This is a genomic window from Glutamicibacter sp. AGC46 (assembly GCF_053543715.1).
The window spans coordinates 109,735-123,226 of the sequence record NZ_JBLVOJ010000012.1; the positions used below are offsets into that span (position 1 = coordinate 109,735).

General features: G+C 60.5%; 9 protein-coding genes and 2 riboswitches. Of the genes, 3 read left to right on the forward strand and 6 right to left on the reverse strand.

Features of this window, described 5'->3' with window-relative positions; translation table 11 throughout:
• Window positions 1–58: 58 nt before the first annotated feature.
• Window positions 59–2,242 carry a catalase/peroxidase HPI gene (gene katG, locus ACNPM8_RS08725; RefSeq protein ID WP_105657950.1) on the reverse strand — a complete coding sequence of 728 codons (2,184 nt, stop codon included), beginning with the start codon at window positions 2,240–2,242 and terminating at the stop codon, window positions 59–61.
• Window positions 2,243–2,345: 103 nt separating this feature from the next.
• The gene (locus ACNPM8_RS08730) at window positions 2,346–2,774 is read right to left on the reverse strand and encodes a Fur family transcriptional regulator (protein WP_133834312.1); all 429 of its coding nucleotides are present in this window, start codon (window positions 2,772–2,774) and stop codon (window positions 2,346–2,348) included.
• Between the two features lie 665 nt (window positions 2,775–3,439).
• Between ACNPM8_RS08730 and ACNPM8_RS08735 the strand changes: the two genes are divergently transcribed.
• A complete protein-coding gene (locus ACNPM8_RS08735; protein ID WP_133834313.1) occupies window positions 3,440–5,311 on the forward strand; it encodes a BCCT family transporter in 1,872 nt (623 codons plus the stop codon).
• A gap of 80 nt (window positions 5,312–5,391) precedes the next feature.
• Here the strand turns inward: ACNPM8_RS08735 and acs are convergent, their stop codons facing one another.
• The 4 genes from acs to ACNPM8_RS08755 all read right to left on the reverse strand — a co-directional run bounded on the left by acs (window position 5,392) and on the right by ACNPM8_RS08755 (window position 10,173).
• Entirely contained in the window at window positions 5,392–7,353 is a 1,962-nt protein-coding gene (gene acs, locus ACNPM8_RS08740; protein WP_133834314.1) for an acetate--CoA ligase, read from the reverse strand.
• Between the two features lie 56 nt (window positions 7,354–7,409).
• Window positions 7,410–8,174, reverse strand: a complete 765-nt coding sequence (locus tag ACNPM8_RS08745; protein WP_388024657.1) for an ABC transporter permease — start codon at window positions 8,172–8,174, stop codon at window positions 7,410–7,412.
• A gap of 69 nt (window positions 8,175–8,243) precedes the next feature.
• Entirely contained in the window at window positions 8,244–9,266 is a 1,023-nt protein-coding gene (locus ACNPM8_RS08750) for an aliphatic sulfonate ABC transporter substrate-binding protein (RefSeq protein WP_133834315.1), read from the reverse strand.
• An 85-nt stretch (window positions 9,267–9,351) separates the two neighbouring features.
• Window positions 9,352–10,173 carry an ABC transporter ATP-binding protein gene (locus tag ACNPM8_RS08755; RefSeq protein WP_388024591.1) on the reverse strand — a complete coding sequence of 274 codons (822 nt, stop codon included), beginning with the start codon at window positions 10,171–10,173 and terminating at the stop codon, window positions 9,352–9,354.
• 5 nt (window positions 10,174–10,178) lie between these two features.
• Window positions 10,179–10,280, reverse strand: a riboswitch (SAM riboswitch).
• 267 nt (window positions 10,281–10,547) lie between these two features.
• Window positions 10,548–10,639: riboswitch (SAM riboswitch) on the forward strand.
• Window positions 10,640–10,654: 15 nt separating this feature from the next.
• Between ACNPM8_RS08755 and ACNPM8_RS08760 the strand changes: the two genes are divergently transcribed.
• Window positions 10,655–11,986, forward strand: coding sequence for an acyl-CoA dehydrogenase (locus ACNPM8_RS08760; protein ID WP_388024589.1), 1,332 nt, complete (start codon window positions 10,655–10,657; stop codon window positions 11,984–11,986).
• A 57-nt stretch (window positions 11,987–12,043) separates the two neighbouring features.
• On the forward strand, window positions 12,044–13,447 hold the full coding sequence (locus ACNPM8_RS08765) for an LLM class flavin-dependent oxidoreductase (RefSeq protein WP_448939686.1): 1,404 nt from the start codon (window positions 12,044–12,046) through the stop codon (window positions 13,445–13,447).
• The last annotated feature ends 45 nt before the right edge of the window (window positions 13,448–13,492 follow it).

Below are 13,492 nucleotides of genomic sequence, written 5' to 3' on the forward strand. Positions count from 1 at the left end.
CCCTTGCGGGAAGCAGCAGCCCAGCACTAATTGCTACGGGCTCGCGGCCCAGCAGCTGCTACTTGCTGCGCAGTTCGAAGCGATCTGCGTCCATGAGCTTGGCCCAAGCGGAGGCGAAGTCATTGACGAACTTCTCCTTGGCATCATCCGAAGCGTAAACCTCGGCCAGTGCACGCAGCTCGGAGTTGGCACCGAACACCAGATCCACGCGGCTGCCGGTCCAGCGGCCATCGGTGGTGGTGTAGGTCTGCTCGTCAGCGGACGGGGTCCATTCCAACCCCAGCTCCAGCAGGTTCGCGAAGAAGTCGTTGGTCAACGCGCCTGGGGTGTCGGTGAAGACGCCCAAGTTGGAGCCGTCCCAGTTATTGCCGATGACGCGCAGTCCACCGAGCAGTACGGTCGCTTCCGGTGCCGAGAGGCCCAGCAGATTCGCGCGGTCGATCAGCAGGTACTCGCTAGGCAGCTTGACGAAGCCCGAGTCGTAGTTGCGGAATCCGTCGGAAACTGGTTCCAGCCATGCGAACTGGTCAACGTCGGTTTGCTCCTGGGTTGCGTCTACGCGGCCCGGGGTGAATGGAACCTCGACCTGCTGGCCAGCTGCCAGGGCTGCCTGCTCGACTCCGACGTTGCCGGCTAGGACAACGACGTCCGCGAAGGAAGCCTTGATCCCGGAAGTGGCGTTGAAGTTGTCAACAATCTCTTCCAGCTTGGCAATTACCGGTTTGAGCTGCTCAGGCTGGTTCACGCTCCAGGAGACCTGTGGTTCCAGGCGGATGCGGCCGCCGTTAACGCCGCCGCGCTTATCCGAGGTGCGGAAGGTCGAAGCGGCCTTCCAAGCCGTGGATACCAGCTGCTGGACGGTCAGTCCCGAATCGTTGATCAGGGCTTTAAGTGCGGCAACTTCAGTTGCACCCAAGGTGGTCTGCGGAGCTGCTGGCAGTGGATCCTGCCAGAGCAGGTCCTCAGCGGGAACCTCTGGGCCGAAGTAGCGGGACTTCGGGCCCATGTCACGGTGGGTCAGCTTGAACCATGCGCGGGCGAAGGCGTCTGCGAACTGGTCTGGGTTCTCCTTGAAGTTCTTGGAGATCGGGCCGTAGACCGGGTCGAAGCGCAGGGCCAGGTCGCTGGTAAGCATGCGTGGCTCGCGGTGTTCCAAGGTCTCGAATGCAGGCTGGACCAAGCCGGCTCCGCCATTGTTGACCGGGCGCCACTGCTTGGCGCCTGCTGGGGATTCGAACAGTTCCCATTCGTAGGCGAAGAGGATGTGGAAGAACTCGTTGTCCCAGCGGGTTGGGTGGTAGGTCCAGGTGACTTCAAGACCCGAGGAGACGGTGTCCGCGCCCTTGCCGGTGCCGTGGCCGTTCTTCCAGCCCAGTCCCTGCATTTCGAGCGGAGCTGCTTCTGGATCCGGGCCGATCTTGTCATCGGCATGCGCGCCGTGGGTCTTGCCGAAGGTGTGGCCACCGGCGATCAGCGCGACGGTCTCCTCGTCGTTCATGCCCATGCGGCGGAAGGTTTCGCGGATGTCTACGGCCGAGGCCAGCGGATCCGGATTTCCGTCAGGACCCTCAGGATTCACGTAGATCAGGCCCATCTGCACTGCTGCCAGAGGAGCATCCAGGTCTCGCTTGCCGGTGTAGCGTTCGCTGTCCAGCCAGACCTTTTCAGGGCCCCAGTAGACATCGTCATCTGCTTCCCAAACGTCCTTGCGGCCGCCGGCGAAACCGAAGGTCTCGAAGCCCATGTCTTCCAGAGCCACATTGCCAGCCAGCAGGATAAGGTCGGCCCAGGAAATCGACTGGCCGTACTTCTTCTTCACTGGCCACAGCAGGCGGCGAGCCTTGTCCAGCGAAACGTTGTCAGGCCACGAGTTCAGCGGAGCGAAGCGCTGCTGGCCTGCGCCGCCGCCGCCACGGCCGTCGTGCGAGCGGTAGGTGCCTGCGGAGTGCCAAGCCATGCGGATGAAGAACGGGCCGTAGTGGCCGAAGTCTGCTGGCCACCAGTCGTGCGACTGGGTCATGATTTCGGTCAGGTCGGCTTTTACTGCCGACAAGTCGAGGGCATTGAAGGCTTCAATGTAGTCGAAGTTCTCGTCCAGCGGGTTGGAAACCTGCTGGTTCTTGGCCAGAATCCTCAGATTCAGCTTATTCGGCCACCATTCGGTGTTGGCATTGCCCTGGGTAGGGTGAATTCGACCCGCGCCGCCAACTACTGGGCACTGACCTGCAGTCATCTCAGACATGTGCTCTTTCCTTCCGGATTGTTTAGGGTTTATCTGGTTTTATCCATCGCGCAGCAGCTGCGCTGATGACGATGGCAAATCTAGGGGTTTACTTAGACAGCAACTATGCGTTCGCAGCCTGGCAATCCGGGCAGGTGCCCCAATAGATCACTTCGGCTTCATCAATGCTGAACCCATGGTCATTGGAAGCATGCAGGCACGGGGCGCCGCCGACAGCGCAGTCGACGTCCGCCAGCGTTCCGCACTGGCGGCACACCACATGGTGGTGATTGTCGCCAACGCGGGCTTCATAGCGGGCAGTATGGCCCTGTGGCTGTATCTGCCGAATGACACCCAGTTTCGTGAAGAGCCTGAGTGAATCGTAGACAGCTTGGTGCGACACATTGGGATGATCTTCACGGACAGCCGAAATGATAGTCTCGGTATCCGCGTGCGGGTGCGTCGCGACGGCGGAAAGTACCGCAACGCGCGGTTGCGTGACCCGCATCGATGCCGCCTTCAGCACCTGCTCGATCCTTGCCTGTGATGTCATGTACCCAGCATGCCTGCTTATTTTGAATCAGTCAAGATAAGTTCCAGTGTATTTCGCGTTAAAAGTGGGTGGACTCCAGCTGACTGGTTGAATCGGTGCTTCATTAGTAAGTATTCCGTATGATGCATGTTCAAGCGTGGTTTGCTTCTGGGGGAGGAAAATTACGAAATCGCAGACATTTCACCCGAAATAAGAAAGCGAATAGTGCGTGGTTTTATCTTGGGAAATATTGCGGTCCAATTGATGATTCCACGGGTTCGGGGAGCGAAAAATCCTGTGGGGCGAGGAAGCTCACATGGATGGCGCTGCCAGCGTAAACAATGTGATCCCGGGGTGCTGAAGATCCGGAAACGGCGAGAAATCAAGGATCTGATTTGACCCTTGATGAGATGTCGACCATGCTGGAAAAGGCCCATTTTGGGATTTATCGTGTCAAAATCGTGCTAAATCGAGTCAACTCGCAGGAATAATTCGCGGGATATTAGCGGAGAATGGTTGTTTCTTTCAGGCTGCTTCAACGCGAGATTTAGACACAGTGGACCGACACCCGAAAAGCAATTCGCAATCAATCACACTGCATGGCGATCGTTTACTCGAGAGGCGATGGCTCGGCAGATTCCGCCCGGATCTTATCCGCGGGATCTCACCAGTGAAGGAAGACCGCAATGAAGCAGACGGATCAATCAATCGGCGACCTCGTTGAGGAACTGCATTCAGTTCGTCACAGACGACCTAAGAAGTACTCACTTTCCGGTACGGATTACTGGGTATTCGGAATCGCCGGCGCTCTAGCGCTGGCCTTTATTATTTGGGGTTTCGCTAGCCCCGAAGGGCTGGGCAAGGCCTCCAGCGCGGCCCTTGACTGGGTTATCACCAACACTGGCTGGCTTTTTGTCATTGCTGCCGCGGTTTTCGCGGTCTTCGCCATCGTCGTAGCGGCCAAGAACTTTGGACGCATCCCGCTGGGCAAGGACGGCGAGACGCCAAAGTTCTCCACGGTCTCGTGGATCTCGATGATGTTCGCAACCGGCATGGGCATCGGCTTGGTCTTCTACGGCGTGGGCGAGCCGCTGTACTTCTACATGTCGCCTCCTCCGGGAACGGTGGAAGGTTCCACCAGTGATGCATTGAGCACCGCTATGGGCACCACGCTCTTCCACTGGACCTTATTCCCATGGGCCATGTACGCCATCGTTGGCTTGGGCATGGCGTACGGCAGCTTCCGGCTGGGACGCCCCCAGCTGTTCTCAGCCATGTTCAGCTCGATCTTCGGCGACCGGGCCATCCATGGTTGGGGCGGGCGCACCATCAATATCCTGGCCATCATCGCCACGCTCTTCGGTTCGGCTTGTTCGCTGGGTCTGGGCGCATTGCAGATTGGCGGCGGCATCCAGGCCACCGGGATGATGGAGAAGGTCGGTTCCGGCGTTCTGGTTATCATCATTGGCATTCTGACCGCATTGTTTGTCGCTTCTGCCGTTTCCGGCATCGAGCGCGGTATCCAGTGGTTGTCCAACACCAACATGGTATTGGCACTGATCATCGCATTGATCGTTTTCATTGGCGGCCCAACTCTGTTCATCCTGAACGTCATTCCCGATGCCATTGGCGCTTTCATCGGCGACTTGCCAGAGATGGCCTCGCGTACGGCCGCCGGCGACGGTGCAATGTCTGATTGGCTGTCCTCGTGGACTGTCTTCTACTGGGCATGGTGGATCTCCTGGAGCCCATTCGTCGGCTTGTTCATCGCCCGCATTTCCCGTGGCCGCACTATTCGCCAGTTCGTCACCGGTGTGCTGCTTGTTCCATCCAGTGTCACCCTGATTTGGTTCGCAATCTTCGGCGGTGGCGCCATCGGTATTCAGGAACGCGCTGAACGCGCCGGGGAAACCGGGGAAAAGCTGGCCAGCATTGTTGATGGCGCACCAGACATCAACTTCGATTTGATCCTCTTCGACATGCTTGGCAGCCTCCCGCTGTCGGGCTGGATGGCTACCGTGCTGATGGTCGTCACCGTGCTGCTGATTGCGATCTTCTTCGTGACCGGCGCAGACTCGGCCTCGATCGTGATGGGTGCGCTCAGCGAACGCGGCGCTGAAGAGCCATCCAAGAAGGCCGTGATCTTCTGGGGCGTGGCCACCGGCGCTGTGGCCGCGGTGATGCTGCTGGCTGGCGGCGATCATCCGGCGGAGGCATTGACCGGGCTGAAGAACATCACTATTGTTTCGGCGCTGCCATTCGTGATTGTGATGCTCCTGCTCTGCGTGGCGTTGTGGAAGGACCTGAGCAAGGATCCGCTGGTGCTTCGCGGCAAGGTGGCTCGAAAGGTCCTGGAGCAGTCCGTGGGCCAGGCGGTTGACCGCCATGAGGGTGGCCAGTTCAGCTTGATGACCACCGAAATCCCTTTGGTCAGGGCCGAGGGAAGGGCCTCCGAAGTGAAGCTTTTCGCCACCGAAGCCACCGCTGACCCGGTGCAGGACGGCAAGGGCAGCGCGGCCGATGGCCAGAGCCAGAAGCCAACGGCCGGGGATTCCTAACCGGCAAATCAAATGAAGCTTCTTCCCCAGCCGGGGAAGAAGCTTCATTTGTTTAACCCCAAGGGGCTTGGGAGCAGCGATTAGCCGCGCGCGCGGCAGATCGCGTTGATCTCCGGAATGCACGGCTCATTCTGCAGGCTCGTTGTGTCGCCGAGCGTGGTGCCCTCGAACAGCTGGGTGAGCAGGCGGCGCATGATCTTGCCCGAACGGGTCTTGGGCACATCCGGAACCAGGACGATTTCCCGCGGCTTGGCAATCGGGCCGATCTGCACCGCGACGGTATCACGGAGTTCAGCAATGAACTCGGCCTGCCGTGCAACGAGCTGCTCGTCAGGCGACTCGGCAACCAGGGTCTTGTCCAGCGGTACCACGAAGGCGGTTGCAGCGTGTCCGGTCTTGGAATCCGGGGTGGGGCAAACGCCGGCTTCCACCACGCCGGGGTGGGTGACCAATGCCGATTCGATTTCAATGGTGGAAAGCCGATGGCCGGAAATATTGATCACGTCGTCGGTGCGGCCCAGGATGTAGATATCGCCGTCCTCATCGAAGCGAGCACCGTCGCCAGCCAAGAACCAGCCCTGCTCTACGTATTGTTCCCAGTAGCTGGTGTAGTAGCGCGTCGGGTTGCCCCATACGGTACGGGCCATCGACGGGCCAGTGCGCGTGATGACAATATTGCCCTGCTGGTTGGCTGGCACGCTCAGGCCGCCATCGTCGACAATGTCCACCGAGATGCCCGGCAGCGCGCGTGCGGCGCAGCCTGGCTTGAAATGTCCATCGGTCGGCAGGGGAGAAAGCACGGTCGCGCCGGATTCGGACTGCCACCAGGTGTCAACCATCGGCAGTCCTGCTTCGCTGTCCCGGCCGATCTGCTGGCGGAACCATTTCCATGCCTCGGGATTGACGGCTTCACCCACAGTGCCGCCGATCTTCACCGAGGACAGATCGTACTGGGCCGGGATGCCATCCGGGAACCAGCCCATCAACGAGCGGACCAAGGTGGGAGCGGTGTAGTAGCTGGTGACCTTGTAGCGTTCAATGACCTCGAAGTGGCGGCCCGGGTGCGGGGCGTTGGGGACGCCCTCGTAGATTACCTGGGTGACGCCATTGGCCAACGGGCCGTAGATCTCGTAGGTATGCGCGGTGACCCAGGCGAGGTCGGCGGTGCACCAGTGCACGTCCTTGGCGCGCTGGGACTCGTCCGGGTTGGCGAACAGCAGGTTGTAGCTGGTGGCCGCCTGCGTCAGGTACCCGCCGGTGGTGTGAACCAAGCCCTTCGGCTGGCCGGTGGTTCCCGAAGTGTACATGATGAACAGCGGTGTTTCCGCATCGAATGCCTGCGCGTGGTGCTCGGTGGACTGGGTATCAACCACCTCATGCCACCAGATGTCGCGGCCTTCGGTCCACGGGATTTCGTCGCCGGTGCGGCGGATAACCAGGACCTTTTCGATTTCGTTCTCGCCGGCAACGGCCGCATCGGCGTTGCCTTTGACCGGAACCGAAGTGCCACGGCGGAACTGGCCGTCGGTGGTGACCAGGACCTTTGCCTTGGTGTCCTCCACACGGAACCTCAGCGCTTCGGCGGAGAACCCGCCGAAGACCAGCGAGTGGATGGCGCCGATGCGGGCGCAAGCCAAGGTGATGACAATTGTTTCAATGAGCACCGGCAGGTAAATGACCACGCGGTCGCCCTTCACCACACCCAGGGATTCCAAGGCGTTGGCTGCCTGGGAGACCCGCTCCTGCAAATTCTTGTAGGTGACGGCTACCCGGTCACCGGGCTCGCCTTCGAAATACAGTGCGACCTTCTGGCCGCGTCCCGCAGCTACATGGCGGTCGGCGCAGTTCACTGCGGCGTTCAGCTTGCCGCCGAGGTACCAAGAAATTTCCGGTCCGCGCTTGGCATCCGGATCGGCCGGAATGATGCGGCTGGTGGTGTGCCACGGGGTGTCCCAATCCAAGAGGTTCGCCGCTTCGTCCCAGAATTCCTGGCGTGCTGCCTCTGAAACTTGAGTTGAGGTTGTTGCCAATTCGGTGGTCATCGCAAACTTTCTTTGGTGAGGGGTAGTTTTGTCAGCGGGTACTAGCTGGTCCGGTTTCAGGTCCAGCGCTTGATAGCCCAGCGTTCTGCTATCGACAGCAGGGCATCGGTGATCTTTCCAAAGACGGCCAGCAGCACGATGGTCATGATTAGGCGGTCCAATCGGCCGTTGTTCTGCGAGTCGGTGAGCAAGAAGCCAAGGCCCATTGACGCGCCGAGGAGTTCGGCTGCGACCAGGAAGAGCCAAGCTTGGGCTAGTGCCAAACGCAGTCCGGAGAAGATCGAAGGGACCACTGCGGGCAGCTGGACGGTGCGCAGCAGCTTCAATCCCTTCAACCCGAAGGCGCGGGCTGCTTCGACCAGGTGGGCATCGACATGGCGCAACGCCAAGGCGACGGTGGTAAAGACCGGGAAGAAGGCACCAATGATCACGAGTGTGACCTTGGAATCTTCACCCATTTTCATCCAGAGCACCAGCAGCGGAACCCAAGCCAAGGAAGGGACTGCACGCAGGGCGCTGATGCTCAGTCCCAGAAATGCATCTGCCAATTTGGACAGCCCGACAAGCGCACCCAGCGCCAAGCCCAGCAATGATCCGAAGGCGAAACCGAGAAGAACACGCTGAGTGGAGATGCCGATGTGCTTTCCGAGTTCGCCATCCTGGAAGAGCTCAATGGCAGCAGAAACCACTGAACCCGGAGTTGGCAGTGTCCACGGAGCAACGATTCCGGTAACGGTGACAAATTGCCACACAGCCAGGGTGGTCAGCGGCAAGACCAGCGCAAGCAGCCATTTCGGGGCACGCAGGATCGTTGCGGCCATGCTGGCCTTCTGCTTGGCAGGTGTTTGGCTTCCGCGGGTTCCAGCCACGTTAGTGGGACTCATGGCTGGTTACTCTCCGGAGATCTTTGTTGCGTCTGCCTTGACGGCAAACTGGTCATCGATGAGGGTTTCCAGAGCTTCATCAACGGATTCCTGCTCCGAGACATCGCCGCTAGCGACCAGCGTGGGAGCAATCTTGCTCAGGACTCCAGTGAATTTGGCGTCGGGAACTGCCGGAACGTCCAGATTGGAGCGTTCCTCAATGACGGTGGCAGCAACTCCTGGTTCGAGCCCTGCTACGTCGGCCAGGATTTCTGCGGTTTCCTCGGGATTGTCAGCTGCCCAGCCACGAGCCTTTTCGTAGGCATCGACAACGAGCTGGGCGAGTTCGGGGCTCTGATCAATGAAGTCTTCGCGAGCGTTCAGCGCACCGTAGGTGTTGAAATCCAAGTTCCGGTAAACCAGTTGCGCGCCGTCTTTTTCGGCAGCGGCCATGATCGGATCCAAACCGCTCCAGGCATCAACCGAGCCGTTGGCCAGGGCGGTACGTCCATCGGCATGCTGGAGGTTCTGCAGCTTGATGTCAGCTTCACTCAAGCCCGCGGATTCCAGCGCCTGCAGCAGGAAGAAGTATGGGTCGGTGCCCTTTGTAGCGGCCACGGTCTTGCCAGCGAGATCTTCAACGGACTCGATTTTCGAGTCCTTATCCACTACCAGGGCCGCCCATTCCGGCTGCGAATACAGTGCGATGGTCTTGATGGGTGCACCGTTAGAACGGTTCAGGAGCGCAGCGGAACCGGCTGTGGAACCAACATCGATTGCGTCGGCGCGAAGAGCTTCATTGGCCTTGTTGGAACCTGCGGACTGGATCCATTCGACATTTACGCCCTGCTCCTTGGCGGCTGCTTCCAACCATCCCTTTTCCTTGAGTACCAGGCTCAGCGGGTTGTAAGTGGCAAAGTCGATGGACAGGGTCTGACCATCCGAGGAGGCTGTAGCGTTTTCGCCAGCACAGCCGGTCAGGGCAACTGCGCCAACGATCAAGGCGGCGGCGGACAATGCAGTGCGGCGGGTGAGACGGTTCAAAAGCATGGAGAATCCTAGAATTGTGCGTGCAAGCGGTGTAGGTGAAAAGGCAAAGGGGACGAATGGTTCGGGACCCACGGCGTGGCCGGGACTAATGGTTGGTTGGGTCGACGCCGAGCAGGCGCAATAGGTGCAGGCGATCTGCAACGAACTTTTCATCGGTATGCCGGCGTGGATGCCCAGCTGAGATGGACAGATCTTCGATGACGCCCGCTGCACTATGCCCAGCGCCTCGCCCCAGAACAATCACGCGGTCAGCCAGAGTCAACGCCTCGTCCACATCATGGGTCACCATGAGAACGGTGGTGGGGAACGATGCGTGAATCGAGAGCAGCAGATCCTGCATCTTCAAGCGTGTCAGCGCATCGAGGGCGCCAAAGGGTTCATCAAGAAGCAATACACCCGGGCGCCGAGCCAGCGCGCGAGCCAGCGAAACCCGCTGCGCCATGCCTCCGGAGATCTCGCGTGGGCGCAAGCTGGCTGCATGGCTCAGACCGGTCAGCTCGATCAACTCCTCGATCAGCGCGTTGCCGGAGCGCTTATCGGTTTCCGGTGCCAGGCCCAGTGCAATGTTCTGGCGAACCGAGCGCCATGGCAGCAGCCGGGGCTCCTGGAAAGCAACGGCGCATAACTCGTTGATGCCGGTGACCTCGCGGGTGCCGGTGCGGATGGTGCCGGTGGTGGGGTGGTCCAAGCCCGATACTGAACGCAGCAGCGTGGATTTTCCGCAACCGCTGGCTCCAAGAATGGCCACGACTTGACCTGCTGGAATTTGCAGGTTGATATCGGCCAGGACGGTGCGGCTTTCCATCTTGGTGGTGAAGGTCCGCGACACGTTGCTGAACTGCACGTCCAGGGCGCTTGAAGCTGAGACAACGGGAGCTGCCTCGGGCGCTGCAAAGGAAAGAGTCATGTTCATCTCCATCGGTCCTGGCGGTAGCACCGGCCTGCAGAGCAAAACTCCAAAGGTGGTTGCTGCGGCGTCAACGAGCCAGATCTCTCGGCCGCTCGGGATGGTTACGTGTCCATTACAACGAGTCGAACGATTTGAACGCAAATCTCGCGTAATATGAAAAAATCTTCGACAACTACGTCACATTGCCCAGAAATTTCGTTATTTATTTTATTGCAGGCCGGTTTGCTCGACATTAAGCAAAACTTTGCAACTCATCTTCGGCAGGACACGGAATAGGCTGTGAAATTTGAAGATGGGCACTGCCGGCACTGGGACGAAATGTGACTTCGCGGGTTGGAATCACCGGTTTATTACCGTTACAAATGAATTACGACCCATCCAGAGCGGCTGAGAGATCTGGCTCCACGACGCCGCAGCAACCACCCCAATAGCGGGACGGTGCTACCGCCAGGACCGATGGAAAGAATTGAGAACCCTGATGCCTATTGGTGAATCGCACAATGCCCTCGGACTGGACTTCAACCAGCTCAGTGACCCTTCGCAGGCCACCGCAATGGACCTGGACAAGTTTGAAGAACAGTTGCCGACTAGGCAATTGCTGAAAATCACCCCCGGACCAAGTGCGGATGAGCAATACGACCGGCTGGCCGAAATCTTCCGTCCCGTTTTTGCGCAGATCGCCGCAACCGCCAAGGACCGCGACTTGAACCGCGTGCTTCCTTTCGAGCAGGTAGGCCTGCTGAATCGCGAGCGGTTCGGTGCGTTGCGCCTTTCCGTTGCCGACGGGGGCTATGGTGCACGGCTGGTGGATGTCTTCCGCTTGCTCATCGAGCTTTCCGAGGCGGACTCCCACGTAGGCCAGCTGTGGCGCGCGCATATCGCATTCGTTGAGAATGTCTTGGTGCTGGACGACGAAGAACTGCGCAAGAAGTGGGTCGCTCGCATCGCTGCCGGGCAGATTATCGGCAACGCCTACACCGAACGCGGTGGCAACGCCCTGGGCACCTTGAACACCAAGGCCAGCGTCTTGGATGGACGCTGGGTGATCGACGGTGAAAAGTACTACTGCACCGGCACCATTTTTGCCGACTGGACCACCGTTGCGGTGGCCCACCCGGAGCTCGCCGGCCGCCAGATCGCCGTGGTCTCCACCCAGCGCAGCGGCGTCAAGATCCTCGACGACTGGGATGGGTTCGGCCAGGGCCTCACCGGAACCGGCACCACCGAATTCCACCAGGTCCCGGTGGATTGCTTCATGCCGCAGCAGACCAATGACTCCGAAGCGGCGATCTTCCAGCTGGTGCTCATGGCCGTGCAGGCGGGCATCGCCCGCGCCGCACTGAACGACCTGCGTCACGCGGTGCAGGCGCGCACCCGCATCTTCACCACTGGAACCGGGGTGCCGGTATACCAGGAACCCCAGGTCCTCCAGCTGGTGGGCGAAGTTTCCGCGGAGTCCTTCGCTGCCGACTCCGTGGTGATCGGCGCAGTCCTTGAAGTTGAAGCCGCCTTGGGCGATCCGGGACTGAACGACGAGGAACGCTACGCAGTATGCGAGCTGGCCGCCAACCGCGCGCAAACCGTGGTGCAGCCACTGGCCATCGGCGTGACCAGCAAGCTCTTCGACGCACTGGGCGCCTCTTCCACCAGAAGCGGCTGCAACCTGGACCGGCACTGGCGCAATGCGCGCACCATCGCCACGCATAACCCGGCGATCTACAAGGCGCGCATCGTCGGGGACTACGAGATCAATGGGGTCCAGCCGCAACGGCTGTCCGTCACCGGCGAGGATTCGACCCAGCGGGCCTGAGGGCCTGCGACGCACACCAGCAACTTTCCACGATTACCAACCTATGGGGGCAAAGCCATGAGCGAGAACAAGCGCGAGATCCTATTCAACGCATTCGACATGAGCTGCGTGGTGCACCAGTCGCCGGGCCTGTGGCGCCATCCGCAGGACAAGGCCTCGACCTACAACACCCTGGGCTACTGGACCCACCTGGCCAAGGTGCTGGAAAAGGGGAAGTTCGACGGGCTGTTCCTTGCCGACGTGCTGGGCACCTACGACGTGTACAAGGGCACCAACGTGACCCCGCTGGGCTCCGGCGCGCAGGCGCCGGTCAACGACCCGATGATGCTGGTTTCCGCCATGGCCGCTGTGACCGAGAACCTCGGCTTCGGCGTCACCGCAGGTACCGCCTATGAGCACCCGTACGCTTTCGCCCGCCGCTTGGCCACCCTGGACCACCTGACCAACGGCCGCGTGGGCTGGAATGTCGTCACCGGCTACCTGCCATCGGCGGCCCGCAATATGGGCCAGGAAGACCAGATGGAGCACGACGAGCGCTACAACCACGCCGATGAGTACCTCGAGGTGGTCTACAAGCTGCTCGAAGGCTCGTGGGAAGACGACGCGGTGCAGAACAACAAGGCCACCGGCGTCTACACCGACCCGGCCAAGGTGCACCCGATCGAGCACGAAGGCAAGTACTTCAAGGTTCCGGGCATCGCCATCACCGAGCCGTCCACCCAGCGCACCCCGGTGATCTACCAGGCCGGCGCCTCCAAGCGCGGCACCGAGTTCGCCGCGTCGAACGCCGAAGCGATCTTCGTCAATTGCCCCACCCGCGACCTGCTGAAGGAAGCGGTCAGCAAGATCCGTGACGCTGCCGAGGCCGCCGGGCGTGGCCGCTACGACATCAAGGTCTTCGCCATGCAGACCATCATTACCGCCGAAACCACCGAACTTGCCCAGGCGAAGTTCCAGGACTACAGCTCCTACGTGGATATCGAGGGATCGCTCGCACTGCTGTCGGGCTGGACCGGCATCGACATGTCCGTCTACGGCCCCGACGATGTCATCGGCGACGACGTGAAGTCCAACGCCATCCAGTCCTCGGTGGAAACCTTCAAGAAGGCCAGCGGCGATACCGGCAAGCCGTGGACCATCCGCCAGCTGGCCGAATGGATCGGCGTGGGCGGATTCGGCCCGGTCTCCGTCGGTTCCGGCGCCGAGGTAGCCGAGAAGCTCATCGACTGGGTGGAGTACACCGACGTGGACGGCTTCAACCTCGCCTATGCCGTCACACCGGGCACCTTCGAGGACATCGTCGAGTACGTGGTTCCCGAGCTGCAGGCGCGCGGGGTCTACAAGACCGAATACACCGAGGGCTCGCTGCGCCACAAGATGTTCGGCGCCGGCGACCGCGTGAAGGACACCCACCGCGCAGCCCGGTACAAGATCTCCAACCGGATGGCCGCGCAGGCCTAGGCGCATCGCCTGCTAGCGCAGCAGACGGCGGGCCCCCCGCACCTT